Here is a 24,177-nt window from a genome sequence, read left to right as displayed (position 1 = left end):
GCTTCCCCTTAATGCAAGTGCAGTGGTTCTTCTGCTGTGCTGGGGTCTCCGTCGGACGCGGCCCCCTGGCGGGCCCGCTCCGGCGACGTCGCGTCATATGCGAATGGTGATCATCTCTTCCGTACGACCACGAAGTCGGCCAACGCGGTCAGCTGCGCCCGCACCCGCTCGGGCATGTCCACGGCACTCAGCGCCTCGATCGCCACGGCGTGCTGTCTACGGGCCTCCTGCGAGGTCCACTCCCGGCCGCCGGCCTCCTCGATGAGCGCCGCCCGGGTGGCGAACTCCTCCTCGGAGAAGGTGTCGAAGTCGTTGCTCTTGGCGTCGGCGGCGAGCAGCTCGCCCAGGCGCTCCGAGGCCGGGCCGCCGGCCGCGAGCGCGGCCACCACCGGCAGGGACTTCTTGCGCTGGCGCAGGTCGCTCCAGGTCTGCTTGCCGGTGGCCTCCGGGTCGCCCCAGATGCCGAGCAGGTCGTCGACGGCCTGGAAGGCGAGGCCGAGGTGGTAGCCGTACGCCTCAAGGGTGTCGGCCGTCTTGTCGTCCGCGCCGCCGAGCACCGCGCCGATGGAGCAGGCGCAGGCGAGCAGCGCGCCCGTCTTGTTGCCCTCCATCTCCAGGCACTCCTCGACGGTGACCCGCTCGCGGTGCTCGTAGGAGATGTCCTGGGCCTGGCCGTCGATGAGCTTGCGGGTCGCGGTGGTCAGCCGGCGCGTGGCGCGCCCCGCCTCGACCGTGCCCAGCTCCAGGAGGACCTCGTTGGCCAGCGCGAAGAGCGCGTCGCCGACGAGGATCGCCTGCGCCGGGCCGTGCACCTTCCACACCGTGTCGCGGTGGCGGCGCTGCTCGTCGCCGTCCATCAGGTCGTCGTGGAGCAGCGAGAAGTTGTGGACGAGCTCGACCGCGACCGCGCCGGGCACGCCGACCTCGGGCAGGGCCCCGGCCGCCTCGGCGGAGAGGAGCGCGAGCGCGGGCCGCACGGCCTTGCCGCCGTCGCCGTCCGCCGGGTTGCCCTGGGCGTCGATCCACCCGAAGTGGTAGGCGGCGACGGTGTCCATGGGAGCCGCGAGCCGGTCCACGGCCGTGCGCAGCACCGGTGTGGACAGCGTCCGCCCGCGCTCCAGAAGGGCGGCGACGTCCACGGTGTCGACAGCCGAGTTCGCCGAAGGCACAGTCGGCACGGTCTCTCCTCTTGTTCCAGTGGTGCTAACAGTCATGCCGCCTCCTGAAGCGGGTGGGCGTGGGAGCGGCCGAGTACGGCGAGAGCCGCGCCCGCGGCGCTGAATCCGCTGCGTACGGCGCTCTCCATGGTCGCGGGCCAGCCGGTGGCGGTCCACGCGCCCGCCAGGTACAGGCCGGGCGCATTGGTGTGCGCGCCCGGCCGCAGCCTGCCGACGCCGGGGGTGGGCGCGAACGTCGCCGTACGCTCCCGGGTCACGAAGAAGTCCCGTACGCCCGCGCCGCGTGCGGCGGGCAGCAGCCGTTCGAGCTCGGGCAGATAGCGCGCGCGCAGCGCGGCCACCGGCTCGTCGATCTCGTCCTCGGCGGCCGACTGGGACACGGCCAGGTACTGGCAGCCCCGGCCGTCGGGAGTGCCCGCGAGCCCGGAGGACTCGGTGCGGTCGAAGACCCACTGCACGGGCGAGCCGAGGGCGGCGAAGAACGGCTGCCGCAGCACCTTGCGGTCGTAGACGACATGGAGGTTGAGGATCGGCGCGGTGCCGATGTCGAGCAGCTTGCCCGGGTCGTCGAGCGCGCCCTGGGGCAGCAGGTCGTGCGCCTCGCGCTGCGGAACGGCCAGCACGACCGCCTCGGCGTCCAGGGTCTCGCCGCTCACCTCGACCCGCCAGCCGCCGCTCTCGGTACGGGAGACGGATTCGGCCTTGGTACGGGTCTCGACGCGGACCCCGGCCGAGGCGAGCGCCTTGCGGGCCAGCGTGTCGTGCAGCTCGCCCAGCGGTACGTGGGCCCAGCCGATGTCGGCCGCGCCGGGCTCGGAGAGCAGGCCGGTCTTGAAGACCATCGCGGCGAGCCCCAGGGAGGCGTGCGGCGCGGTGGCGTTCAGGGTCGCCACGCCGACCAGGTCCCACAGGGCCTCGATGGTCCGGGCGGACTGGCCGTGGCGGCCGAGCCAGGTCGCGAAGTCCACCCCGTCGAGCGCCGGGTCGGCCGGGTCGAGGCGCTTGAGCGCGAGTGCGGCGCGCCCGACGGAGGCCCGCTCGGCGAGCGAGAGGTGCGGATAGGTGGCGAGGCTCCTGGCCAGGTGCAGCGGGACGGGCAGGGCCGAGCGTCGCAGCCGGCCGAGGCGGGGTCCGCCGGGGTGGGCGACGTCCAGGACGGGCACGTCGAGGCGGCTCTGGAGGGGCGCCAGGTGCGTACCGCCGACGCGGTCGAGGAACCAGCTGTAGGCCGTGCAGCAGCGCAGGTAGACGTGCTGGCCGTTGTCGACGGTGAGTTCGCCGCGCCGGAAGGAGAAGGCGAGGCCGCCCAGGCGCGGGCGGCCCTCGATCAGGGTCACGCCGAGGCCGGCGTCGGCCAGTTCGAGCGCGGCGGTGATTCCGGCCAGGCCTCCGCCGACGACCACCGCGCGTTCGGGCTGCGGGGTTGTCATGCGCCCTCCCCTCCGGCCGTGCCGGTGTCGCGCGCACGCCCGGCCGTCGCAGTCAGGGACGCCCCGGCCGGAGCGAGGGTTGCACACCCTCTGCGCGTAATGCTCCTCGGCCGCACGTCCAGGTGCCCATGGGCCATCAGGCGCGCCTCCTGGCGGTCTGCCGGGAGACGGTACGGGTGTCCAGCCCGGACAGTCCGCGTACCGCCACGTACGCCTTCTCCCGGCCGGGCAGCGAGACCCGGCCGCGCAGCACGGCCTCCGGGTCGCGCTCGATGCGGTCGAGCAGGCGGCGGTAGATTCCGGCCATCGCGGCGACACAGGCGCCGCTGCGCCGGTCGAGCATGGGCAGCAGCCGGTAGCCCTCGGCGAACAGGGCCCGGGCGCGGCGCACTTCGAAGTGGACCAGGCCCGCGAAGTCGGAGCCGGCGGGCGGCACCGGGGTGTGGAAGCCCGCGGCGCACCCGAACTTCGCCAGGTCATCGGCGGGCAGATAGGTGCGCCCGTTGCCCGCGTCCTCGCGAACGTCCCTGAGGATGTTGGTGAGTTGCAGCGCGAGACCCAGCGTGTCGGCGTACTCGGCAGCGCGCTCGGCGCCCGGTGCGCCCGGTTGTGTACCGAACACGCCCAGGGAGAGCCGTCCGATGGCACCCGCGACACACCGGCAGTAGACCTTCAGGTCGTCCCAGGTCTCATAGGTCTCGCCGTGCACGTCCATCAGGACGCCGTCGATGAGCTCGTCGAGCCCGTCCAGCGGGATCGGGAAGCGGCGCGCCGCGTCCGCGAGCGCCACGGCCACCGGGTCGGTGTCGTCCTCCTCGACCGCGCCCTCGGCGACCCGGCCGAGCAGCGCGCGGGTGTCCTCCAGGCGCTGCTTCTTGGCCTCGGGGGGCAGGGTGCCGTCGCCGATGTCGTCGACGCGCCGCGAGAACGCGTAGAGCGCGGACATCGCCTGGCGCTTGTCGGTCGGCAGCAGCCTGATGCCGTACGCGAAATTGCGCGCCTGCTGTCCGGTCACCGCCTCGCAGTAGCTGTACGCGGCCTGTACCGGCGCGGACACGTGTGCGTGTGGATCCACGGTCCGGCTCACCCCTCTCTACGCGCTCTACGCAACACGGCTCCCACTTCGCGCAGCAGACTGGACTTGGTGGGCTTGGGAGGTCCAGGGAGTACGTCGTGGCCGGCGGCCGCCACCGCATCGATCGCGGCGCGCCCCCCGGCCACGAATCCGGCCAGCAGCAGCCTGAGTCTGCCGTGGACGCTACCCACCAGGGAGGTGCCTTCATTCAGCAGCTGTGCGGCGCGTTCCGCCTCGAACGCGACCAGGGCGCGCACCGACGCGCCCCCGCGCGGCGCGGCCAGATCGGCCTCGGTGACATGGAACCGCTTCATGTCCTCGGCGGGCAGGTAGATGCGGTCCCGGCCGAGGTCCTCGGTGACGTCCTGGAGGTGTTCGACGATCTGGAGCGCCGTACAGACGGCGTCCGAGCGGCGGACGCGCTCGGGGCTCTCGGTGCCGGTGATCGCCAGCACCAGGCGGCCCACGGGGTTGGCCGACAGCTCGCAGTACGCGACCAGGTCCTCGTAGGTCTCGTACCGCCTGACCTGCTGGTCCTGCCGGTTCGCCGCGAGCAGGCCGAGGAAAGGACCGGGGGTGAGCGAGCGGCGGCGGACGGTGGGCTGCAGGGCTTTGAGCAGCGGGTGGTGCGGGGTGGAGTCGAAGACGCGGCGCAGATCGGCCTCGAAGGCGTCGAGCATCACGAGCCGGTCGTCCGCGTCGGCGGGGGCCACGCCCAGGTACCGGGCGTCGGCGCCGCCGGGCGCGAGGTCGCCGTCGCCGATGTCGTCCACCAGGCGCGCGTAGCCGTACACCGCCATCAGGTCGTCGCGCCAGGCGCGCGGCAGAAAGAAGGGGGCCACCGGGAAGTTCTCCTCCGTGGCCTTGCCCAGCGTGGTGCGCGAGGGGGATTCGGTGCGCACGTCCCGGACACCTGTCACCGGGGGCCGCCCGGTACGGGAACGGCGGAGGTCTCTCGTAGCTGGAGATTTCCCGTACCCATTGCCGTCACATCTCCCGTTCTACACCGCCGACCCAAAACATCCCATTTCGGACACGCCGCCGAGCCTCCCGAGTGGAGGACGGCTCCCGCGCGGGCTGCCCGGGGCGGTACCGCCCGTCCGTCACGATCAACACCGGTACAGCTTACGTTGTACAACGCCTGACAACACGTCGGGGTGTTGCGCGCATTACAAGAACACTTCAATCCGCGCCAACCTTCCCCCGGCGCAGGCGACTTGACGGAGCCTTGACATTCCGGGCCGTCCTGCGGGCCGCCCCCAAGGACGCGAAGGCCCCCGCCGGGGTTGATCGGCGGGGGCCTTCGGGATCATTCGAACGGTGACCGACCGTCAGCGGCCGGTCTCCTTCTGGTACGCCTTGACGACCTCGTCGGTGGGGCCGTCCATCAGGAGCTCGCCCCGCTCCAGCCAGAGCACCCGGTTGCAGGTGTCCCTGATGGAGCCGATGCTGTGGCTGACCAGGAAGACCGTGCCCGCGTGCTTGCGCAGCTCGCGGATGCGCTCCTCGGAGCGGATCTGGAACTTGCGGTCACCGGTGGCGAGCGCCTCGTCGATCATCAGGACGTCGTGGTCCTTGGCGGCGGCGATGGAGAACCGCAGCCGGGCCGCCATGCCCGAGGAGTACGTCCGCATCGGCAGGGTGATGAAGTCGCCCTTCTCATTGATGCCGGAGAAGTCGACGATCTCCTCGTACCGCTCCTTGATCTCCTCGCGCGACATGCCCATGGCCAGGCCGCCCAGGACCACGTTGCGCTCGCCGGTCAGCTCGTTCATCAGCGCGGCGTTGACACCGAGCAGCGACGGCTGGCCGTTGGTGTACACCCGGCCCTTGGCCGGCGGCAGCAGCCCGGCGATCGCCCGCAGCAGGGTCGACTTGCCCGAGCCGTTGGTGCCGATCAGGCCGATCGCCTCGCCGCGGTACGCGGTGAAGGAGACGCCCCGTACGGCGTGCACCTTGCGCATGCCGCGGGACTCGCCCTTGTCCCCCTTCACTATCCGGCTCAGCGCGGCGGTGGCGCTGCCCCGGCCGCCGCCCGCGCCGTTGACCGTGTACACGATGTGTACGTCGTCGGCGATGACGGTGGGGATGCGCTCGCCGCTCGCGTCGGCGAGCCGGTTGTTGTCCTCAGCCACGGCCGTACTGCTCCTCTGCCTTCCAGAAGTACACGAAGCCCGCCGCGCCCACGACGAGGGCCCAGCCGACCGCCAGCAGCCAGACGTGCGGCGGCAGGTTGTGGGCACCGTATCCGTCGATCATGGCGAACCGGGCCAGGTCCATGTAGACCGCGGCGGGGTTCACCTGGAGGACCTGGGCGAGCCAGTGCGGCTTGCCCTGGAGGACCACCTTGATGCTGAACATGACACCCGACGCGTACATCCAGGTGCGCAGGATGAACGGCATCAGCTGGGCCAGGTCCGGGGTCTTGCTGCCGAGCCGGGCCATGATCATCGCCAGTCCGGTGTTGAAGACGAACTGGAGCGCCAGGACCGGCACCATCAGCAGCCACGACGCCATCGGCATGGTGCCCGACACGACCACCACGAGGACCAGGACGATCATCGAGAACAGCAGCTGCTGGAGCTGCTGGAGCGCGAAGGAGATGGGCAGCGAGGCGCGCGGGAAGTGCAGCGCGCGCACCAGGCCGAGGTTGCCGGAGATCGCCCGGACGCCCGCGTTCACCGAGTTCTGGGTGAAGGTGAACACGAACACGCCCGTCACCAGGAACGGGATGTACACGTCCGACGGGATGCCCCGCTTGGCGTCCATCAGCACGCCGAAGATGAAGTAGTAGACCAGCGCGTTGAGGAGCGGGGTGGCCACCTGCCAGATCTGGCCGAGCTTCGCCTGGCTGTACTGGGCGGTCAGCTTCGCCTGCGAGAACGACAGGATGAAGTGGCGCCGCCCCCAGAGCTGGCGGCAGTACTCGAACAGCCCCGGCCGGGCGCCGCTCACCGCCAGGCCGTGCTTGGCGGCGAGGTCCGCCGGGGACAGAGTTGTGTCACTCACAAGTGGAAACTTTCGCTTTCAAAGAAGTACGCCCGATGACCATGACCCGAAGTGCCCAGGGCCTGACGGCCCACACCCGCTGTGCTCAGACCCGAGAGTGTCAGATGACGGGCGGACGGCCCAGCCGGGTCAGCCGCCAGACCGTACGCCACTTCATGGGGCGGCGCGGTCCGCACGGAGTGGTCCAGCCCTCCTTGAAGCCGCCGAACCACGCCTTGAGGGCGGGCCCGGAGGGCTTCCTGGCGAGCGTGAGCAGCATCCAGACCCCCAGATAGACGGGGACCAGCAGGGCCGGCAGATTGCGCCGGGCCAGCCAGACCCGGTTGCGGGCCACCATCCGGTGGTAGACCGCGTGCCGGGACGGCGCCGTCGTGGGGTGGAACAGGACCATGTCCGCGCGGTAGTCGATCATCCAGCCGGCGTCCAGCGCCCGCCAGGCCAGATCGGTCTCCTCATGGGCGTAGAAGAACTCGTCGGGCAGCCCGCCGACCTCCGCGAGGACCTTCGTCCGTACGGCGTTGGCGCCGCCCAGGAAGGTCGTCACGCGCGAGGAGCGCATCGGGTCGGAGGCGCGCAGCCGCGGGACGTGGCGGCGCTGGGTGACCCCGGTCTCCGGGTCCGCGATGCGGAAGCTGACGATGCCGAGCTTCGGGTCTGCGGCGAACGCCTGGCGGCACAGTTCGGCCGTGTCGGTGTTCGGCAGCAGCCCGTCGTCGTCGAGGAAGAGCAGGATGTCGACCTCGGCGCCGGACGGGCCGAACGCCTCGATGCCGACGTTGCGCCCGCCGGGGATGCCCAGGTTCTCGGGCAGCTCCACGGTCCGCACGCCCGCCGGGACGTCCGGGACCGGGGCGCCGTTGCCGACCACGACGACCTCGACCGGGTCGCCGTCCTGCTTGGCGACCGAGTCGAGCAGCGCGCGCAGCTCCTCGGGGCGGTTGCCCATGGTGATGACGACCGCGCCGACCTTCAGCGGGGCACTCATTTGAGCCTGCTGGAGGCGAGGATGGACACCAGGTGCAGCACCGACTGCAGGAGCGCGATGCCCGCGAGGACGGCGACGCCGAGCCGGGAGAAGAACAGGTCGCCCCGCACGTGATCCACGATCGCCAGGACCAGGATCAGCAGGGTCGCCTCGATGCCCATGACCAGCCGGTGGAACTTGAGCGCGCCGGCGGCCCGGCGGGCCAGTGCCACGCCGGACGAACGCGGCTCGGACGCCGTCTCCTTGACCGGCGGCATGCCCTGCTGGTGGCGGGCGACGCCGACGAGGTCGGTCTCGGACTTGATCAGCACGGCGCCGAGGGCGGCGAGGGTGCCGAGGAAGGCCCACAGCCAGTCGATGCGGCCGGTGCCCCAGATGTCGGCGGCGCGCAGCCCGAAGCCGACGAGCACGGCGGCGTCGAGCACATAGGCGGCGACCCGGTCCACGTAGACGCCGACCATCGAGTACTGCTTCTTCCAGCGGGCGACCTCGCCGTCGACGCAGTCCAGGAGCAGATAGACCTGCGCCATCACCACGCCGAGCACGGCGCCCCAGATCCCCGGCACCAGCAGGGCCGGGGCCGCGAAGGCGGCGGCGACGGTCATCACGTAGGTCAGCTGGTTGGGCGTGACCCGCGTGTTCACCAGGTGCCGGTCGACGCGCAGGGAGATCTCGCGCATGTAGAGCCGGCCGCCCCAGTGCTCGCCGCTCCGCCGGTCCTTGACGCCCGGAGGGTGCACGACCGGGCGGAGTTCAGCTACCGATGGCTTTTGCATAGTCGGCGTAAGCGTCCTTGATCTGGGCTGTGGACAGGTTGAGGTGTTCCAGGATCGTGAAACGGCCCGGCCGGGTCTGCGGCGCGTAGGCCACCGCCCGGACGAACTCGTCGGCGGAGAAGCCGATTTCCTGCGGCAGCACCGGCAGGCCGTGCCGCCGCAGTACCTCCGTGAAGAGACCGGACTGCTCGGCGGCGCCGCGCAGGTGCATCGCGAAGGCGGCGCCGAGGCCGACCTGCTCGCCGTGGAGCGCGGAGCGCTTGGGGTAGAGCAGGTCGAAGGCGTGGCTGATCTCGTGGCAGGCGCCGGACGAGGGGCGGGTGTCCCCGCTGATCGACATGGCGATGCCGGAGAGCACCAGCGCCTCGGACAGGACGGTGAGGAACTCGTCGTCGCCGACGCCGCCGGGGTGGCGCAGCACCGACTGGCCCGCGGTGCGGGCCATGGCGGCGGCCAGGCCGTCCACCGGCTCGCCGTTGACCTCGTGCGAGAGCTCCCAGTCCGCGATCGCGGAGATGTTGGAGATCGCGTCGCCGATGCCCGAGCGGACGAACCGGACCGGTGCCTCGCGGATGACGTCGAGGTCGATGACCATGGCGATGGGCGTGGGCACGCCGTAGGAGCCGCGGCCGTTGTCGTTGTCCAGGATCGAGACCGGCGAGCAGATGCCGTCGTGCGAGAGGTTGGTGGCGACCGCGACCATGGGCAGCCCGACCCGCGCCGCGGCGTACTTCGCCACGTCGATGATCTTGCCGCCGCCGAGGCCGACGACCGCGTCGTACCGCTTGCCCTTGATGTCGTCGCCGAGCTGCACGGCCGAGTCGATGGTGCCGTCCGCGACCGGGTACCAGTCGGCGCCCGGCAGCACCGGCGCCAGCTTCTCGCTCAGCGCCTGGCCCGAGCCGCCGCTGACCGCGATCGCCAGCTTGCCGGAGGCCGAGATCCGCTGGTCGGCCAGGAGGCCCGCCAGGTCGTCCAGGGCGCCCCGGCTGATGTCGACGACGACCGGCGACGGAATGAGCCGGGTCAGTACTGGCACGCGATCTCACGGCCCTTCGCGAGGTCGTCGTGGTTGTCGATCTCGACCCACGAGACCTCGCCGATCGGCACGACATCGATCTTGAAGCCGCGGTGGACGAGCTCCTGGTAGCCGTCCTCGTAGTAGAGGTCGGGGTCGCGCTCGAAGGTGGTCTTCAGCGCGTCGGCGAGCTCGTCGGCCGCGGAGCCCTCGATGAGGGTGACGCCGATGTACTCGCCGGTGGCCGTCGCCGGGTCCATCAGCTTGGTGATCCTCTGGACGCCCTTCTCGCGGTCGACGATGACCTTCATCTCCTCGTCGGCGAGGTTCTTCACCGTGTCGAGGGCGAGGATGATCTTCTTGCCGTCGCCGCGGGCGGCGAGCAGCGTCTTCTCGACGGAGACCGGGTGCACGGTGTCGCCGTTGGCGAGGATCACGTCGTGCTTGATCGAGTCACGGCCGCACCACAGGGAGTAGGCGTTGTTCCACTCCTCGGCCTTGTCGTTGTCGATCAGGGTCAGCTTGAGGCCGTACTTCGCCTCAAGCGCGGCCTTGCGCTCGTAGACGGCCTCCTTCTTGTAGCCGACGATGATCGCGACCTCGGTGAGACCGATCTCGGCGAAGTTGCCGAGGGTGATGTCGAGGATGGTGGTGTCACCGTCGACGGGCACGAGGGCCTTCGGGAGCGTGTCGGTGTAGGGGCGCAGACGCCGTCCGGCACCGGCTGCGAGTACGAGGCCGATCATGCGGGTTCTCCTTCGTCATGTACTGCGGGTGCTCCGGAGGACACCCAGAAGCGGATGGACTCCACGACCACCAGGAGCGCGATGCCTACCGCGAGGGCGGTGAGCGCCAGGGTGAAGTCCGTGCCGCGGGTGGCGAGGGCCGCGGCGAGCACCGCGACCACCAGCGTCCGCCCCTCGTGGCCGCCGCTCAGGCGCACCAGCCAGCGCGGCGGCGCGCCGGAGCCGCCCTTGATGCGGTAGACCGTGTCGTAGTGATGGTAGGCGACCGCCGCCACCAGTCCGAAGGCCGCGGGCAGGGCCCCGTCCACCTCGGAGCGGGCGGCGAGGGCCAGGACCGTGCCGTACTCGGCGGCCCGGAAGAAGGGCGGCACCAGCCAGTCGAGGGCGCCCTTGAGGGGGGCGGAGACGGCGAGGCCGGACGTGATCGCGTAGAACACGGCCGCGACGATCATCTGGCGGCTGCCGAACGGCTGGGTGAGCGCGGCGGCGACGAGGGCGACCGCCCCGACGGCGGCGATCACCGGGGCACCCGCGATCCGCGGGCCCTTCGCGGCGACCAGCTCGGCGACCGGCCCGCTGTCCGCGAGCTCCGCGAGGGCCTGGGCGGCCCGGTCGGTACGGGTCGCCCGGCGGGTCAGCGAGCGCAGCACGCGCCCGGCCGTGGTGTAGCAGGCCGCGAACGCGCACCCGATGAGCAGTACGTAGAAGACGGTACGGGGCGTGGTGACGGCGGTGAGGACCGCGATCATCGCCCACCGCTCGCCGATCGGCAGCACGATCATCCGGCGCACCCAGACCGTCCAGCCGACCGAGTCGAGCTTGTCGGAGAGGGCGGCGGTGGGGCTGGTGTTGGCGCTGGCGTCGTGGTTGGACTCGTTGAACGAGAAGTCCACGACGTGGCGGCAGGTCTGGAGGACCATCGCGCCGAGCGCGAGCGCCCATACGTCATCACTGCCGCCGCCGCGGGCCGCGCCGAGCGCCAGGCCCGCGTAGTACGCGTACTCCTTGGCCCGGTCGAAGGTCGCGTCCAGCCAGGCGCCGAGCGTGGAGTACTGGAGCGAGTAGCGGGCGAGCTGCCCGTCGGTGCAGTCCAGGACGAAGGAGAAGAGCAGCAGCGCGCCGGCCGCGACGAAGCCGACCCGGGTACCGGTCGCCGCGCAGCCGGCCGCGATCAGCGCGGTGAGCAGCGAGGCGGTGGTGACCTGGTTGGGGGTGAGGCCCCGGCGCGCGCACCAGCGGGCGATGTAGCGCGAGTACGGGCTGATGCAGAAGGTGGTGAAGAACCCGTCGCGGGACTTCACCGCCGTACGCAGCCGCACGGCCTCGTCGTCCACGGCGTCGACGGCCCGGCGGGCGGCGAAGGCGGCCTCGGGTCCGGCGGGCACGGTGGCCACCAGCGAGCCGAGATCGGGGCGGTGCACGGCGACGCCCCCGTCCGCCAGGGCGGAGGCGACGCGGTCGGTGAGGACGCCGGTCCCGGTGGACGGGGCGTTCACGGCGACCGAGGCGCCCGCGGCGGGCGGCGCGGGCGGCCCGGCGAGGTCCGCGAGCGCGCGCACGAGCGCGGGGCGGGCCTCCGCCTGGACCGTCATGGCTCCGGTGACCGCCGCCGCCGGGAACCGGGGGTCGGTCAGGGCGAGGCGCAGGGCGTGCGTGTGGCCCACGAAGGACGGGTCGACCAGGGCGACCCGCTCACCGGGCGGGACCTCGGCGAGCAGGCCGGGCAGGTCCTCGGGCCGCTGGGCGGACCGCACGTCGAAGCCCAGCGAGCGAAGCTCGGGCCCGAGCTGCGACCCGGGGACCGGGAGCCCGGTCAGGATGGCGGTCGACAGACGAACTCACTCCTTGGAGCTGGCATGGCTGATGGCCGACGGCCCGGCCCGGAAACAAACGGCGGGCGGCACGTCGGCAGAGGCTATCGGGAGGCTATCGGATGCGTGGAACCGGGAGTTCATCGCCTGTTTACGCCCCGATCGGGCCCTACGGCGGGGGACCGCCGCGTGGATCATCATCGTCGATCAAGGGCGCGCCCCACAAACCGCCCCCCGTCCGTCGGCCCCTGGGCTCCGAGCCGTACCGGACGGCCGCGCACCGCTCTGACCTGCGACGCTCGTGCGAACGGCGAACAAACATCGCGAGGAGAGCGTTTCCGCAGGTCAGAGCACATGACAACGGTGTTCAGTGCCGTGTTGCTCCATACCCCCCGCCCGTAGTTCACTGACCCCTCGTACGCAGATCGCACAACCTTGCCGACAGTCTGAGAGGTGGCCTTCCATGGGGGCTGGGCACGACCACGGGCACGCACACGGCGGACCGGCGCCCACCGGGACGGCCGCCGCGGCGTACAGGGGGCGGCTGCGGGTGGCCCTGGGCATCACGCTGGGCGTGATGGTGGTCGAGATCGTCGGCGGGCTGCTCGCGGACTCGCTGGCGCTGGTCGCGGACGCGGCGCACATGGCGACGGACGCCCTCGGGCTCGCGATGGCGCTGCTCGCCATCCACTTCGCCAACCGCCCGGCCGGCCACAACCGGACGTTCGGCTACGCCCGCGCCGAGATCCTGGCCGCGCTCGCCAACTGTCTGCTGCTGCTCGGTGTCGGTGGATACGTGCTGTACGAGGCGGTCCAGCGGTTCGTCGAACCGGCCGACACCTCGGGGCCGACGACGATCATTTTCGGCCTGATCGGTCTGGTCGCCAACATGGTCTCGCTCTCACTCCTGGTCGGCGGCCAGCAGGAGAGCCTCAATGTGCGCGGCGCTTTTCTGGAGGTGCTCGCGGACGCGCTCGGCTCCGTGGCCGTACTGCTCTCGGCCGTGATCATCATGACGACCGGCTGGCAGCCCGCCGACCCGATCGCCTCGCTGGTGATCGGCCTCATGATCGTCCCTCGTACGGTGAAGCTGCTGCGGGAGACGCTGAACGTGCTCCTGGAGGCCGCGCCCAAGGGCGTCGACATGGGCGAGGTGCGGGCGCACATCGTGGCCCTGCCGGGCGTCGAGGACGTCCATGACCTGCACGCCTGGACGATCACCTCCGGGATGCCGGTGCTCTCGGCCCATGTGGTGGTCAGCCAGGAGGCCCTGGACTCGGTGGGCCACGAGAAGCTGCTGCACGATCTGCAGGGCTGCCTGGGTGATCACTTCGATGTGGAGCACTGCACCTTCCAGCTGGAGCCGAGCGGCCACGCGGCCCACGAGGCCGGGCTCTGCCACTGACCGGCACCGGGCCGGACACCCCGGCTCGCTCGCACGTTCGATGATTCCGCTCCGGTGCGGCTGGGCACGATCCCTTCTTCGGTGGTGTCGCGCACCCGACGCATTACGGACATGCGCCGCCCGTCGAAGTGCGGACACGCCGCTTTTGTACGGCAGACTTGGCAGCTGAGGACCGAAGCGAAGGATGGTTATGCCGACCACACCAGCCACTACGGCGAACAGCTCGTCGAACGGGACCGCCGAAGAGATCATGCTCGAACTGGTCGACGAGAGCGGCAACACCATCGGCACCGCGGAGAAGCTCTCCGCCCACCAGGCCCCCGGCAAGCTGCACCGGGCGTTCTCCGTCTTCCTCTTCGACCCGGCGGGCAAGCTGCTGCTCCAGCGCCGCGCGCTCGGCAAGTACCACTCCCCCGGCGTCTGGTCGAACACCTGCTGCGGACACCCCTACCCCGGCGAGTCCCCCTTCGCGGCGGCCGCCCGGCGTACCTACGAGGAGCTGGGCGTCTCGCCCTCGCTGCTCGCCGAGGCGGGCACGGTCCGCTACAACCACCCGGACCCGGACTCGGGCCTGGTGGAGCAGGAGTACAACCACCTCTTCGTCGGCCTGGTGCAGTCGCCCGTGCTGCCGGACCCGGAGGAGGTCTACGAGACCGCCTTCGTCTCCCCGCAGGAGCTGGCCGCGCTGCACGAGCGGGCGCCCTTCTCCGCGTGGTTCATGACGGTCCTGGACGCGGCCCGGCCCGCGGTCAGGGAGCTCACAGGGCCTGCCGCGGGCTGGTGACCGCGCCGGAGACCGGGGCCAGCGGCAGGGCCACCCAGATGATCTTGCCGCCGCTCGCGGTCTGCTCGACGTCGCAGGCCCCGCCCGCCTCGCAGGTGATCTCGCGCACCAGCAGCAGGCCGCGCCCGCCCGTCTGCCCGTAGTCGGTCTCCAGCGCCTTGGGGCGGTAGGGGTGGTTGTCCTCCACCGAGACCCGGATCCACTCGGCGCCGATGGCGACCTCCACGGCCACCTGCGGGGAGAGCAGGGCCGCGTGCTTGACCGCGTTGGTGACCAGTTCGGAGACGATCAGGAGCAGGCCCTGGACGAGGTCGTCGTGGATGGGCACGCCCTGCCGGCGGAGCAGGTCGCGTACGGCGTGCCGGGCCTGTGGGACCGAGGCGTCGATGGCGGGGGCCGTGAAGCGCCAGACCCCCTCGTACGGGAGCGGCCTGGCCGGCGCGGCGTCGGGTGGCACGCTCCCGCGGATCTCCATATTCCGGCACCACCCTCGCACTCGGCTGTCAGGCTCTTGGTAACGAGTGTCTGGGAGTGGGATGGTCCGGACCGGGCGACTGAACAGAAGTCAGCGCGTATCGACGCTTTCTGATCGCAATCGCCCGCCGATGTCACCTCCCAAAGCGCCCCTGATCACTGCCTGACGGCTTTGCCACGGCTTGCGGGGGTGTCTGCGATACGGATTCGGACTCTCCGAGGTCGGTGTCCACCCGCGCGTCCGTCACCAGGCCCACGATCCGCCGACCGCCGACGCCGAGCGCGATCAGGCCCAGGCCGTCGAAGAGCAGGCCGAGCGAGAAGAAGCAGCCGATCACATAGCGGCTGCTGCTCGGCCAGCTCGCCAGCACCAGCACCCCGAGCAGCACGCCGAAGGCGCCCTGCAGCAGCGTCCAGCCCATCTGCGGCCCGCGCACCACCACGCTGCCCGCGAGCCGGAACACCCCGCCGGTGAGGAAGAGCAGCGCGGCGAACATGGTCAGCGCCTCGGCCGAGCCCTCGGGGCGGCGGATGACCACCACACCGGCCGCGATGTTCAGGGCCGCGACCACCACGCCGAGCCAGAAGAAGTTCCCGCCGCGCGACTGGATCGCGTGCATCAGGCCGACCACGCCGCCCACGAGCAGCAGCCAGCCGAACAGGAGCATCGAGGTGAGGGTCGCCACGCCCGTGTAGACGAGACCGACCAGGCCCGCGAGCGCGAGGATCGCGCCGAGGACGGTCAGTCGTCCGAAACTGCGGCGGAGCTTCCTGCTGTCGCGGGCGGTTGCGGGTGCGGCCATCAGCGTCTCCTCGTGGCATCGCCGGTCGGCCCCCTCTTGATCATAGGAGCGGCCCGCCCGGATAGCATCCGGCGCATGGAGCCGCAGCTGGAGCACACCGTGGCGGACGGGGTGGCCACCGTCGTCATCAGCAACCCCGCCAAGCGCAACGCGATGACGGCCGGGATGTGGCGGGCGCTGCCGCCGCTGCTCGACGAGCTGGCCGCCGACCGGGACGTACGGGCCCTGGTGCTGACCGGTGCCGGGCCGACGTTCTGCGCGGGCGCGGACATCTCCTCGCTGCGCGCGCCCGGGCCGGGCGAGGACCCGCGGTCGCTCGCGGTGGGGGCCGAGGAGGCGCTCGCCGCCTTCCCCAAGCCGACGCTGGCCGCCGTGCGCGGCTACTGCGTGGGCGGCGGCTGTCAGCTCGCGGCCGCCTGTGATCTGCGCTTCGCGGAGGAGGGCGCCTCGTTCGGGATCACGCCCGCCAGGCTCGGCATCGTCTACGCCTCGTCCTCGACCCGGCGCCTGGCCGCCCTGGTGGGTCCCTCGACCGCCAAGTACCTGCTGTTCTCGGCCGAGTTGATCGACTCGGCGCGGGCGCTGCGGACCGGCCTGGTGGACGAGGTGCTGCCGGCCGGTGAACTGGACAAGCGGGTGGCCGAGTTCACCCGCGTCCTGGCCGCCCGCTCACAGCTGACCCAGGCGGCGGCCAAGGAGTTCGCGAACGGGCGCACCGACCGGGACGCCTACTGGACGGAGCAGGCGCGCGGCAGCGACGACACCGCCGAGGGCGTCGCCGCGTTCCTGGAGCGCAGGGCCCCGCGCTTCGGCTGGACCGCTTCGGACTGAACCGGGCTCACTCCACGACGGCGTGGCCCCCCGAGCGCAGCCTGGCCACCAGCTCCGCCGGGGCCTTGTCGGGCGAGCCCGCGTCGTAGGGCGGCTGCGGGTCGTACTCGGTCAGCAGCTGCACGGCCTGCGCGAACTCGTCGCCGGCGAGGCGGCCGACCAGGGTGAGCCCCATGTCGATGCCGGAGGAGACCCCGGCGGCGGTGAGGTACTTGCCGTCGGTCACCACCCGCTCGCCGGTCGGCTCGGCACCGAGCGCGGCCAGGGCGTCGTAGGCGAGCCAGTGCGTGGTGGCGCGCCGGCCCTTCAGCAGCCCGGCCGCCGCGAGCAGCAGCGAGCCGGTGCACACCGACGTCGTCCAGGTGGTGCCGGCGTCGACCGCGCGCAGCCAACCGGTCAGGGCCTCGTTGCCGAGGATCTCCCGGGTGCCGGGGCCGCCCGGGACGACCACGACGTCCGGGGTGCGCACCTCGTCGAGGGTCTTCTCGGCGACGATGCGCAGGCTGCCCCTGTCGTTGATCACCGGACCGGCCTGCTCGGCGACGAAGACCGTCTCGGCGTCGGGCAGGCGGCAGAGCATCTCGTACGGGCCGATGGCGTCCAGGGCGGTGAAGCGGTCGTAGAGCAGGATGGCGATCTGCATCGGGTTCCTCTCGGGGCGGTTCGGGCGGTGGGTCAGTTGGCGGGGTGGAACCGGCGCCGGTACTCGGCGGGGGCGGTTCCGAGGGACTTGAGGAAGGCGCGGCGCATGGCTTCGGGGGTGCCGTAGCCGCAGGCGCGGGAGATCTCCTCGACTCCGTCGGCGGTGTCTTCGAGCAGGCGCCGGGCGTGTTCGACGCGGACGCGCTCGACATAGCGGCCGGGCGTCGAGCCGGTCTCGGCGTGGAAGGCGCGGGCGAAGTGGCGCGGCGAGAGCCGGGCACGGGCGGCCAGCGCCTCCACCGAGAGGTCCTCGCCCGGGTGCTCGGTGATCCAGTGCTGCACCTCACGCAGCGGCTCGCGCCGGGCGGTCTGGGCGGAGAGCTGGGCGCTGAACTGGGCCTGGTTGCCGGGGCGGCGCAGGAACACCACCAGGTGCCGGGCCACGGTGAGCGCGGCCTCGCGCCCCAGGTCCTCCTCGACGAGCGCGAGGGAGAGGTCGATCCCGGCCGTCACCCCCGCCGAGGTGGCCACGTTCCCGTCGCGTACGTAGATGGGGTCGGGCTCGACGGTGACCTTCGGGTGCCGGCGCGCGAGCGACTCGCAGTACGCCCAGTGGGTGGTCGCGCGGCGCCCGTCGAGCAGCCCCGCCGCCGCGAGGAGCTCGGCCCCGGTGCAGACGGAGACCAGCCGCTCGGCCCGGGGTCCGTGCTCGCGCAGCCAGGCGATCAGGGCCGGGTCCGGGGCGCGGGTGCCGCGGCCGCCCGGCACCAGGAGGGTGTGCGGCTCGGGCGCCTCGGCCAGGGCGAAGTCGGGGACGAGGGTGAGGCGGCTGGAGCTGCGGACCGGGCCGCCGTCCAGCGTGGCGGTGCGGACGAGGTACTCGTCGCCGACGGCCTCGGCGAAGTGGCCGGCCCCGGTGAAGACCTCCATGGGGCCGGTGACGTCCAGGCTCTGGACGTCCTCGAAGAGGACGATGAGTACGGATCTCTGTGCCATGCCCACGATTCTTCGGGGTGCCAGTGGTGTCTGCAATGACGAGTACCCCACCTTTCCTGCCACGGGGCGCCCGTCCCGCCCCGGGGCTTCACGGCGTACCGACCAGTCGGTAACCTGCGGGTATGACGTCTCTCCCGCCGCGCGCCGGCCGCCGCTGCCACAACTCCGTCAACCCGCTGCACTCGACCGTCTACTTCTCCCCCGACTTCGCCAAGGAGCTCGCGGAGATCGGCATCGAGGACCCGCGCGCCGCCTACTTCGCCGGACGCGCCGCCGCACTGGGCGCGGTGGGCCCCGGCACGGTCACCGCCACCTTCTACAACTTCAACCACGAGCTGGTCGCCCTGCACGTGCCCGCCGTCTGGGACATCGCCTCCCCCGAGACGGTCCTCGCCGCCCGGCTGCGCGCCGTCGACAGCACCCTGCGGCGCCTGCTCGGCGACGAGGCGGTGGCCTCGCCGGAGATGGCCGAGGCCGCGCGCCTCGCGCTGCGGGCCGCCGAGGGCTGCACCCGCTACGCCCGGCCGCTGTACGCCGCCCACGCCGACCTGCCGGTGCCCGAGGAGCCGCACCTGGCGTACTGGCACGCGGCGACGCTGCTGCGCGAGCACCGCGGCGACGGCCATCTCGCGGCGCTGCTCGACGCCGGGCTCGACCCGCTGGAGGCGCTGGTCAGCCACACCGCCACCGGCAAGGGCATGGCGCCGCGCTGGATCCTGGGCACGCGCGGCTGGCGGCGCGCGGACTGGGACGCGGCCGCCGTACGGCTGCGCGAGCGCGGGATCCTGGACGCCGAGGGCGAGTTGACCGAGGCGGGCACCGCGCTGCGCGCCGAGGTCGAGGACCGCACCGACCGGCTCGACCTCGCCCCGTACGAACTGCTCGGCGCGGAAGGCGTGGACCGGCTGACCGAACTGGCCCGGGGATTCCTGCTGGCGGCGGTGGCGGCGGGCGCGTTCCCGGCCGACCTCTCCGGCAAGGGCTGACCGCCGGTTGTCGGTGCCGCCTGCCACAATGGCGCCTCAAGCTCTGCGAGAAGGCGGTACGTGATCGTGACGACGTCCATCGAAGGCAGGATCGCCGAAGAACTCGGCGTACGGGAGCGGCAGGTGAAGGCCGCCGTCGAGCTGCTCGACGGCGGGTCGACCGTGCCGTTCATCGCGCGCTACCGCAAGGAAGCGACCGAGATGCTCGACGACGCCCAGCTGCGCACCCTGGAGGAGCGGCTGCGGTATCTGCGCGAGCTGGAGGACCGCCGCACGGCGGTCCTCGACTCCGTACGCGAGCAGGGCAAGCTGACCGAGGAGCTGGAGCGGCAGATCCGCGGCGCCGACACCAAGGCGCGCCTTGAGGACATCTATCTGCCCTTCAAGCCCAAGCGGCGCACCAAGGCGCAGATCGCGCGCGAGGCGGGCCTCGAACCGCTGGCGCAGGGCCTGCTCACCGACCCGTCGGTGGAGCCGCTCACCGCCGCGGCCGCGTTCGTCGACGCGGACAAGGGCGTCGCGGACCCGGCGGCGGCCCTGGAGGGCGCCCGCTCCATCCTCACCGAGCAGTTCTCGGAGGACGCCGACCTGATCGGCGAGGTGCGCGAGCGGATGTGGACGAAGGGCCGCCTCGCGGCGAAGGTCCGCGCGGGCAAGGAGGAGGCGGGCGCCAAGTTCGCCGACTACTTCGACTTCACCGAGCCGTTCACCGCGCTGCCCTCGCACCGGGTCCTGGCGATGCTGCGCGGCGAGAAGGAGGACGTCCTCGACCTCGTCCTGGAGCCCGAGGAACCGTCGGAAGTCCCCGGCCCCTCCGCGTACGAGAACATGGTGGCGCGCCGCTTCGGCATCGCGGACCGCGGCCGGCCGGGCGACAAGTGGCTGGCGGACACCGTCCGCTGGGCGTGGCGCACCCGGATCCTGGTCCACCTCGGCATCGACCTGCGGCTGCGGCTGCGCACGGCCGCCGAGGACGAGGCGGTGCGGGTCTTCGCGTCGAACCTGCGCGACCTGCTGCTCGCCGCCCCGGCCGGGACGCGCGCGACGCTGGGGCTCGACCCCGGGTTCCGTACGGGCGTGAAGGTGGCCGTCGTGGACGCGACGGGCAAGGTCGTGGCGACGGACGTGATCTACCCGCACGTCCCGGCCAACAAGTGGGACGAGGCGCTCGCCAAGCTGGCGCGGCTCGCCAAGGAGCACTCGGTCGACCTGATCGCCATCGGCAACGGCACGGCGTCCCGCGAGACCGACAAGCTCGCCGGTGAACTGATCACCAAGCACCCCGAGTTGAAACTCACCAAGGTGATGGTGTCGGAGGCGGGCGCTTCGGTGTACTCGGCGTCGGCGTTCGCCTCGCAGGAGCTGCCGGACATGGACGTGTCGCTGCGCGGCGCGGTCTCCATCGCCCGGCGCCTGCAGGACCCGCTCGCCGAGCTGGTGAAGATCGACCCCAAGTCGATCGGCGTCGGCCAGTACCAGCACGACCTCTCCGAGGTGAAGCTCTCGCGCTCGCTCGACACGGTCGTCGAGGACTGTGTGAACGGGGTGGGCGTGGACGTCAACACGGCGTCCGCGCCGCTGCTCTCGCGCGTCTCGGGCATCGGCGCCGGGCTCGCCGAGAACATCGTGGCGCACCGCGACGCCAACGGCCCGTTCCGCTCCCGCAGGGCGCTCAAGGACGTGGCGCGCCTGGGCCCGAAGGCGTACGAGCAGTGCGCGGGCTTCCTGCGGATCCGCGGCGGCGACGACCCGCTGGACTCGTCCAGCGTGCACCCCGAGGCGTACCCGGTGGTGCGCCGGATGGTGAAGTCGACGGGGAGCGAGGTGGCGGCGCTCATCGGCAACACGGCGGTGCTGCGGTCGCTGCGGCCCGACACGTTCGTGGACGAGACGTTCGGTCTGCCGACCGTCACGGACATCCTGCGCGAGCTGGAGAAGCCCGGGCGCGACCCGCGGCCCGCCTTCAAGACGGCGACCTTCAAGGAGGGCGTCGAGAAAATCGGCGACCTGGAGCCGGGGATGGTGCTTGAGGGCGTGGTGACGAACGTGGCGGCGTTCGGCGCGTTCATCGACATCGGGGTGCACCAGGACGGGCTCGCGCATGTGTCGGCGCTGTCCAAGACGTTCGTGAAGGACCCGCGCGAGGTGGTCAAGCCGGGCGACATCGTCAAGGTGAAGGTCCTGGAGGTGGATGTGCCGCGCAAGCGGATTTCGCTGACGCTGCGGCTGGATGACGACGCCTCGGGCGGCGGGCAGAAGCGGGAGGAGAGGGGTGGGCGGCCCCCGCAGCAGCGCCAGCAGCAGCGGGGTGGCGGCGACCGGGACCGCGGTGGCCGTCAGTCGCCGCCCCCGACGAACGGGGCCATGGCGGATGCCCTTCGCAAGGCCGGGTTGCTGGACCCGAAGGGTCGCCGCTGAGGGGTGCGGGCGGGGTGAAGCGGTGCCCGGGGTCGGGGTGCCGCTGTGCCCACCCGTGCCGCCCCTAGCGGCACGACTGCCCACAGCGGCGGCGGGGAGACTCCTGGGCCGCTAGCCCTCCAGGGCCACCGGGCCCGTCGTGACCGGTTCCGCGTTGCGGCGGGTTTTGGCCCAGCCGTTGCGGCCACGCGCCATGCGGACGAAGGCGCGGGCCGAGACCACGAAGAGGTGGTACGCGTACAGCCACAGCGCCACGCCCCACAGCACCGCCGTCAGACGGGACGCGTCCGGGGCGTGGTCGCGGCGGTAGACCGGGCCCCACAGGACGAACGGGCCGATGGCCAGGGCCGCGAGCACCAGGGTGAGCGGCCACAGGACGAGCGAGCCGACGCCGCCCAGGACCAGCATCGCCGCTCCCAGCGCGAGCGTCAGCAGATGCGCGACCGGCTGGCAGAACGTGTACAGCGCCTCAAGGACGCCCCGGCCGCTGTAGTGGCGGGACGAGACGATGCGCGGGGCGTAGCGCACGCACTGGAGATTGCCCTGCGCCCAGCGGGTGCGCTGGGTGAGCAGCCGGCGGGCGTGCGGCAGACCCTCCTGGGAGACCCAGGTGTCGGCTATGTGCGTGATCCGGAAGCCCGCGAGAATCATGTGCAGGCCCAGCTCGTAGTCCTCCAGGAGCGCGCCGCGCTGCCACGGGCGGCGCTCGGCGTCGGCTATCCGGTCGAGCGCGGAGAGCCGGGTGAACTGGCCGTTGCCGCCGAGGCCGACCGAGCCGGTACGGCCGCGCAGCAGCTGCATCCCGGCGTTGGAGACGGCGAACTCCATGTCCTGGACGCGGACGAGGAGCCGCGCGAACGCGTTGGCGACCCGGCCGCGCTCCGGCAGCGGACGCGGGTCGTCCACATTGCGCATCCGCACACTGACCTGCACCCCGCCGACCTCCGGGTCCCCGAACGCGGCCGGGCCCGAGACCAGTTCGAGGGCGTGCGGGTCGAGCCGCCCGTCGGCGTCCACGACGCACACCACGACCCGGTCGCGGTCGGCGCCCTCCGGCAGGAACTCACCGAGCTGGTCGTACGCGGCGTTCAGCGCGTCGCCCTTGCCGGTGCGGGCCTCGGGGCGTACCCGGCGTACGAGATGGACACGGCGGTCGTCCTCCGCGAGGGCGGCGACGATCAGCCCGGTCCGGTCGTCGCTGTCGTCGTCGACGACCCACACGTGCGCGGCCGGGAAGTCGGCACGCAGCTGACTGACGGTGGCCCCGACGACGGCCTCCTCGTCCCGGCACGGCACGAAGAAGTGCCAGTCGAGGGCGGCGGCGTCACCGGGCTCGGTACGCGGCCGGTTGAGGTAGGCGTGCCGGGCCCCGGCCCAGTACAGCAGGAAGCAGGTGAGCAGGGCGAAGGGGAAGAGGAAGATCAGGAGGCTGTCGAACATGGGGGGCTTTCGGTGGGTGTGGTGTGGGGTGGCCTCGGAGGCCCGTGGGGGGCGCGGGGGACCGCACTGACGGCCGATGGCGGCCCGCAGTCGACTGACCGCGCTTCTGCGGAGCGTTTACGCCGCCGCCGCGTACGGCGCGGTCCCGGTGGTGGCCGTGGCGACCAGCTCCGTCAGCAGCCCCACGATCCGGCGCGAGGCGCACCCGTCCCCGAACGGGCTCGGCAGCGACGCGAGGCGGGCACGGCCCTCGGGGCCGAGGGCCAGCCCTTCGCGCGCGGCACGCCCGAGCTCGGGACCCGGCGCCACCAGCGTCGCGAAGTCCGCCATCGCCTCCGGCCGCTCGGTGGAGTTACGGACGACCACCAGCGGGCGGCCGAGCACGGTGACCTCCTCTTGGACGCCCCCGGAGTCGGAGACGAGCAGCGCCGCGTGCCGGGCGAGGGCGAGGAAGTCGCGGTAGCCGAGCGGCCGGGTCACCCGCAGCGGGCCGAGCAGCGCGGCGAGCCCCGCCGCTTCGACGCGGGCCCGGGTACGCGGGTGCAGCGGCAGGACCACCGGCACGTCGGCCGCGAGCGCGGCAAGCTCCGTGAGGATCGCGCGCAGGGCCGCCGGGTCGTCGGTGTTCTCGGGGCGGTGGACCGTGGCCAGGACGTAGCCGTCCGGGGTGAGACCCAGTTCCGCCAGGTGCGCGGAGCGCTCGTCGGCGTCCGGGAGCCGGCTGTGGACCGCCTCGACCACGGTGTTGCCCGTGACCTCCACGAGCTCCGGGCCGACGCCCTCGGCCAGCAGGTTGTCGCGGTTCTCCGGGGTGGCCGCGCACAGCACGTCGGCGAGCCGGTCGATCAGGACCCGGTTGTGCTCCTCGGGCATGTTCCGGTCGTGGCTGCGCAGCCCGGCCTCGACGTGGACGAGCGGGACCGACCGGGCGTTGGCGGCGAGGGCACCGGCGAGCGCGGCGTTGGTGTCCCCCTGGACGACCACGGCGAGCGGCGGCTCCGCCAGGAACAGCGCGTCGAGCTGGGCCAGGGCCGCCGAGATCTGGACGGCGCGGGGGTGGCCGCCGATGCCGGTGAGGTAGGTGGGCTCGGGGATGGCGAGGTCGGTCAGGAAGCGGCCGGAGAGCTCCTCGTCGTAGTGCTGCCCCGTGTGCACGACGTGCGCGGCGGGCCCGAGCAGCCGGATGAGCTCGGTGAGCTTGACCAGCTCGGGGCGGGTGCCGAGGACGATGGCGATGCTGCGGGGCGGGAGGGTGGGCACGGGGGCTCCTGGGACGGCCGGGCGGGGGTCGTCCACGAGCGTGTCCGCCGAGCGTTGTGCCTGGCGGTGGGGGTTGGTTGCGGGACGGTTGCGGTGTGGGGATGCGGGAC

General features: G+C 72.3%; 22 protein-coding genes. 5 read left to right on the top strand and 17 right to left on the bottom strand.

Features of this window, described 5'->3' with window-relative positions; all coding sequences use genetic code 11:
- Positions 1-110 precede the first annotated feature (110 nt).
- The 11 genes from OG965_RS33105 to OG965_RS33055 all read right to left on the bottom strand — a co-directional run bounded on the left by OG965_RS33105 (position 111) and on the right by OG965_RS33055 (position 12,049).
- Positions 111-1,214 (bottom strand): polyprenyl synthetase family protein, encoded by a 1,104-nt coding sequence (locus OG965_RS33105; protein ID WP_371655731.1) that lies wholly within the window; start codon positions 1,212-1,214, stop codon positions 111-113.
- A complete protein-coding gene (hpnE, locus tag OG965_RS33100) occupies positions 1,211-2,608 on the bottom strand; it encodes a hydroxysqualene dehydroxylase HpnE (protein ID WP_371655730.1) in 1,398 nt (465 codons plus the stop codon). The genes OG965_RS33105 and hpnE overlap by 4 nt, the downstream gene beginning before the upstream one ends.
- Before the next feature lie 136 nt (positions 2,609-2,744).
- The gene (gene hpnD / locus OG965_RS33095) at positions 2,745-3,695 is read right to left on the bottom strand and encodes a presqualene diphosphate synthase HpnD (protein WP_371655729.1); all 951 of its coding nucleotides are present in this window, start codon (positions 3,693-3,695) and stop codon (positions 2,745-2,747) included.
- Positions 3,692-4,585 carry a squalene synthase HpnC gene (hpnC, locus tag OG965_RS33090; protein WP_371655728.1) on the bottom strand — a complete coding sequence of 298 codons (894 nt, stop codon included), beginning with the start codon at positions 4,583-4,585 and terminating at the stop codon, positions 3,692-3,694. The genes hpnD and hpnC overlap by 4 nt, the downstream gene beginning before the upstream one ends.
- Before the next feature lie 429 nt (positions 4,586-5,014).
- Positions 5,015-5,818 (bottom strand): ABC transporter ATP-binding protein, encoded by an 804-nt coding sequence (locus OG965_RS33085; RefSeq protein WP_371655727.1) that lies wholly within the window; start codon positions 5,816-5,818, stop codon positions 5,015-5,017.
- Positions 5,811-6,692 carry an ABC transporter permease gene (locus OG965_RS33080; protein ID WP_371655726.1) on the bottom strand — a complete coding sequence of 294 codons (882 nt, stop codon included), beginning with the start codon at positions 6,690-6,692 and terminating at the stop codon, positions 5,811-5,813. Before OG965_RS33080 ends, OG965_RS33085 begins: the two co-directional genes overlap by 8 nt.
- 100 nt (positions 6,693-6,792) lie before the next feature.
- Positions 6,793-7,677 carry a glycosyltransferase family 2 protein gene (locus OG965_RS33075; protein ID WP_371655725.1) on the bottom strand — a complete coding sequence of 295 codons (885 nt, stop codon included), beginning with the start codon at positions 7,675-7,677 and terminating at the stop codon, positions 6,793-6,795.
- Entirely contained in the window at positions 7,674-8,453 is a 780-nt protein-coding gene (locus OG965_RS33070; RefSeq protein WP_371655724.1) for a CDP-alcohol phosphatidyltransferase family protein, read from the bottom strand. Before OG965_RS33070 ends, OG965_RS33075 begins: the two co-directional genes overlap by 4 nt.
- A complete protein-coding gene (locus OG965_RS33065; RefSeq protein ID WP_371655723.1) occupies positions 8,431-9,492 on the bottom strand; it encodes an iron-containing alcohol dehydrogenase family protein in 1,062 nt (353 codons plus the stop codon). Before OG965_RS33065 ends, OG965_RS33070 begins: the two co-directional genes overlap by 23 nt.
- Positions 9,480-10,217, bottom strand: coding sequence for a sugar phosphate nucleotidyltransferase (locus tag OG965_RS33060; protein WP_371655722.1), 738 nt, complete (start codon positions 10,215-10,217; stop codon positions 9,480-9,482). Before OG965_RS33060 ends, OG965_RS33065 begins: the two co-directional genes overlap by 13 nt.
- Positions 10,214-12,049 carry a DUF5941 domain-containing protein gene (locus tag OG965_RS33055; RefSeq protein WP_371657126.1) on the bottom strand — a complete coding sequence of 612 codons (1,836 nt, stop codon included), beginning with the start codon at positions 12,047-12,049 and terminating at the stop codon, positions 10,214-10,216. Before OG965_RS33055 ends, OG965_RS33060 begins: the two co-directional genes overlap by 4 nt.
- A gap of 442 nt (positions 12,050-12,491) precedes the next feature.
- On the opposite strand from OG965_RS33055, the gene OG965_RS33050 reads away from it, so the two are divergent.
- Both OG965_RS33050 and idi read left to right on the top strand, forming a co-directional pair.
- Positions 12,492-13,433: a cation diffusion facilitator family transporter gene (locus OG965_RS33050; RefSeq protein ID WP_371655721.1), complete on the top strand. Its 942-nt coding sequence runs from the start codon at positions 12,492-12,494 to the stop codon at positions 13,431-13,433.
- A 190-nt stretch (positions 13,434-13,623) separates the two neighbouring features.
- Positions 13,624-14,217 (top strand): isopentenyl-diphosphate Delta-isomerase, encoded by a 594-nt coding sequence (gene idi / locus OG965_RS33045; RefSeq protein ID WP_371655720.1) that lies wholly within the window; start codon positions 13,624-13,626, stop codon positions 14,215-14,217.
- Here the strand turns inward: idi and OG965_RS33040 are convergent.
- Together OG965_RS33040 and OG965_RS33035 are read right to left on the bottom strand one after the other, a co-directional pair.
- Positions 14,192-14,692, bottom strand: coding sequence for an ATP-binding protein (locus OG965_RS33040; RefSeq protein ID WP_371655719.1), 501 nt, complete (start codon positions 14,690-14,692; stop codon positions 14,192-14,194). The two genes, idi and OG965_RS33040, sit on opposite strands and share 26 nt — an antisense overlap.
- A gap of 133 nt (positions 14,693-14,825) precedes the next feature.
- On the bottom strand, positions 14,826-15,494 hold the full coding sequence (locus tag OG965_RS33035; RefSeq protein ID WP_371655718.1) for an HdeD family acid-resistance protein: 669 nt from the start codon (positions 15,492-15,494) through the stop codon (positions 14,826-14,828).
- A 75-nt stretch (positions 15,495-15,569) separates the two neighbouring features.
- Between OG965_RS33035 and OG965_RS33030 the strand changes: the two genes are divergently transcribed.
- Positions 15,570-16,325: an enoyl-CoA hydratase/isomerase family protein gene (locus OG965_RS33030; RefSeq protein ID WP_371655717.1), complete on the top strand. Its 756-nt coding sequence runs from the start codon at positions 15,570-15,572 to the stop codon at positions 16,323-16,325.
- Positions 16,326-16,332: 7 nt separating this feature from the next.
- Here the strand turns inward: OG965_RS33030 and OG965_RS33025 are convergent, their stop codons facing one another.
- Positions 16,333-16,968 carry a DJ-1/PfpI family protein gene (locus tag OG965_RS33025; RefSeq protein WP_371655716.1) on the bottom strand — a complete coding sequence of 212 codons (636 nt, stop codon included), beginning with the start codon at positions 16,966-16,968 and terminating at the stop codon, positions 16,333-16,335.
- A gap of 32 nt (positions 16,969-17,000) precedes the next feature.
- Positions 17,001-17,963, bottom strand: a complete 963-nt coding sequence (locus OG965_RS33020; protein WP_371655715.1) for a GlxA family transcriptional regulator — start codon at positions 17,961-17,963, stop codon at positions 17,001-17,003.
- 122 nt (positions 17,964-18,085) lie between these two features.
- On the opposite strand from OG965_RS33020, the gene OG965_RS33015 reads away from it, so the two are divergent.
- Entirely contained in the window at positions 18,086-18,949 is an 864-nt protein-coding gene (locus tag OG965_RS33015; RefSeq protein WP_371655714.1) for a hypothetical protein, read from the top strand.
- Between the two features lie 66 nt (positions 18,950-19,015).
- Positions 19,016-21,367 carry a Tex family protein gene (locus OG965_RS33010; protein WP_371657125.1) on the top strand — a complete coding sequence of 784 codons (2,352 nt, stop codon included), beginning with the start codon at positions 19,016-19,018 and terminating at the stop codon, positions 21,365-21,367.
- 111 nt (positions 21,368-21,478) lie between these two features.
- On the opposite strand, the gene OG965_RS33005 is transcribed toward OG965_RS33010, so the two are convergent.
- A complete protein-coding gene (locus OG965_RS33005; RefSeq protein WP_371655713.1) occupies positions 21,479-22,807 on the bottom strand; it encodes a glycosyltransferase in 1,329 nt (442 codons plus the stop codon).
- A gap of 117 nt (positions 22,808-22,924) precedes the next feature.
- A complete protein-coding gene (gene wecB, locus OG965_RS33000) occupies positions 22,925-24,067 on the bottom strand; it encodes a non-hydrolyzing UDP-N-acetylglucosamine 2-epimerase (protein WP_371655712.1) in 1,143 nt (380 codons plus the stop codon).
- Between the last annotated feature and the right edge of the window lie 110 nt (positions 24,068-24,177).

The sequence above is a fragment of the Streptomyces sp. NBC_00224 genome, from assembly GCF_041435195.1.
In the GTDB taxonomy this organism is placed as follows: Bacteria; Actinomycetota; Actinomycetes; order Streptomycetales; family Streptomycetaceae; genus Streptomyces.
The sequence above is the reverse complement of the archived record's forward strand: the minus strand, read 5'-3'. Positions and strand labels throughout refer to the sequence as shown.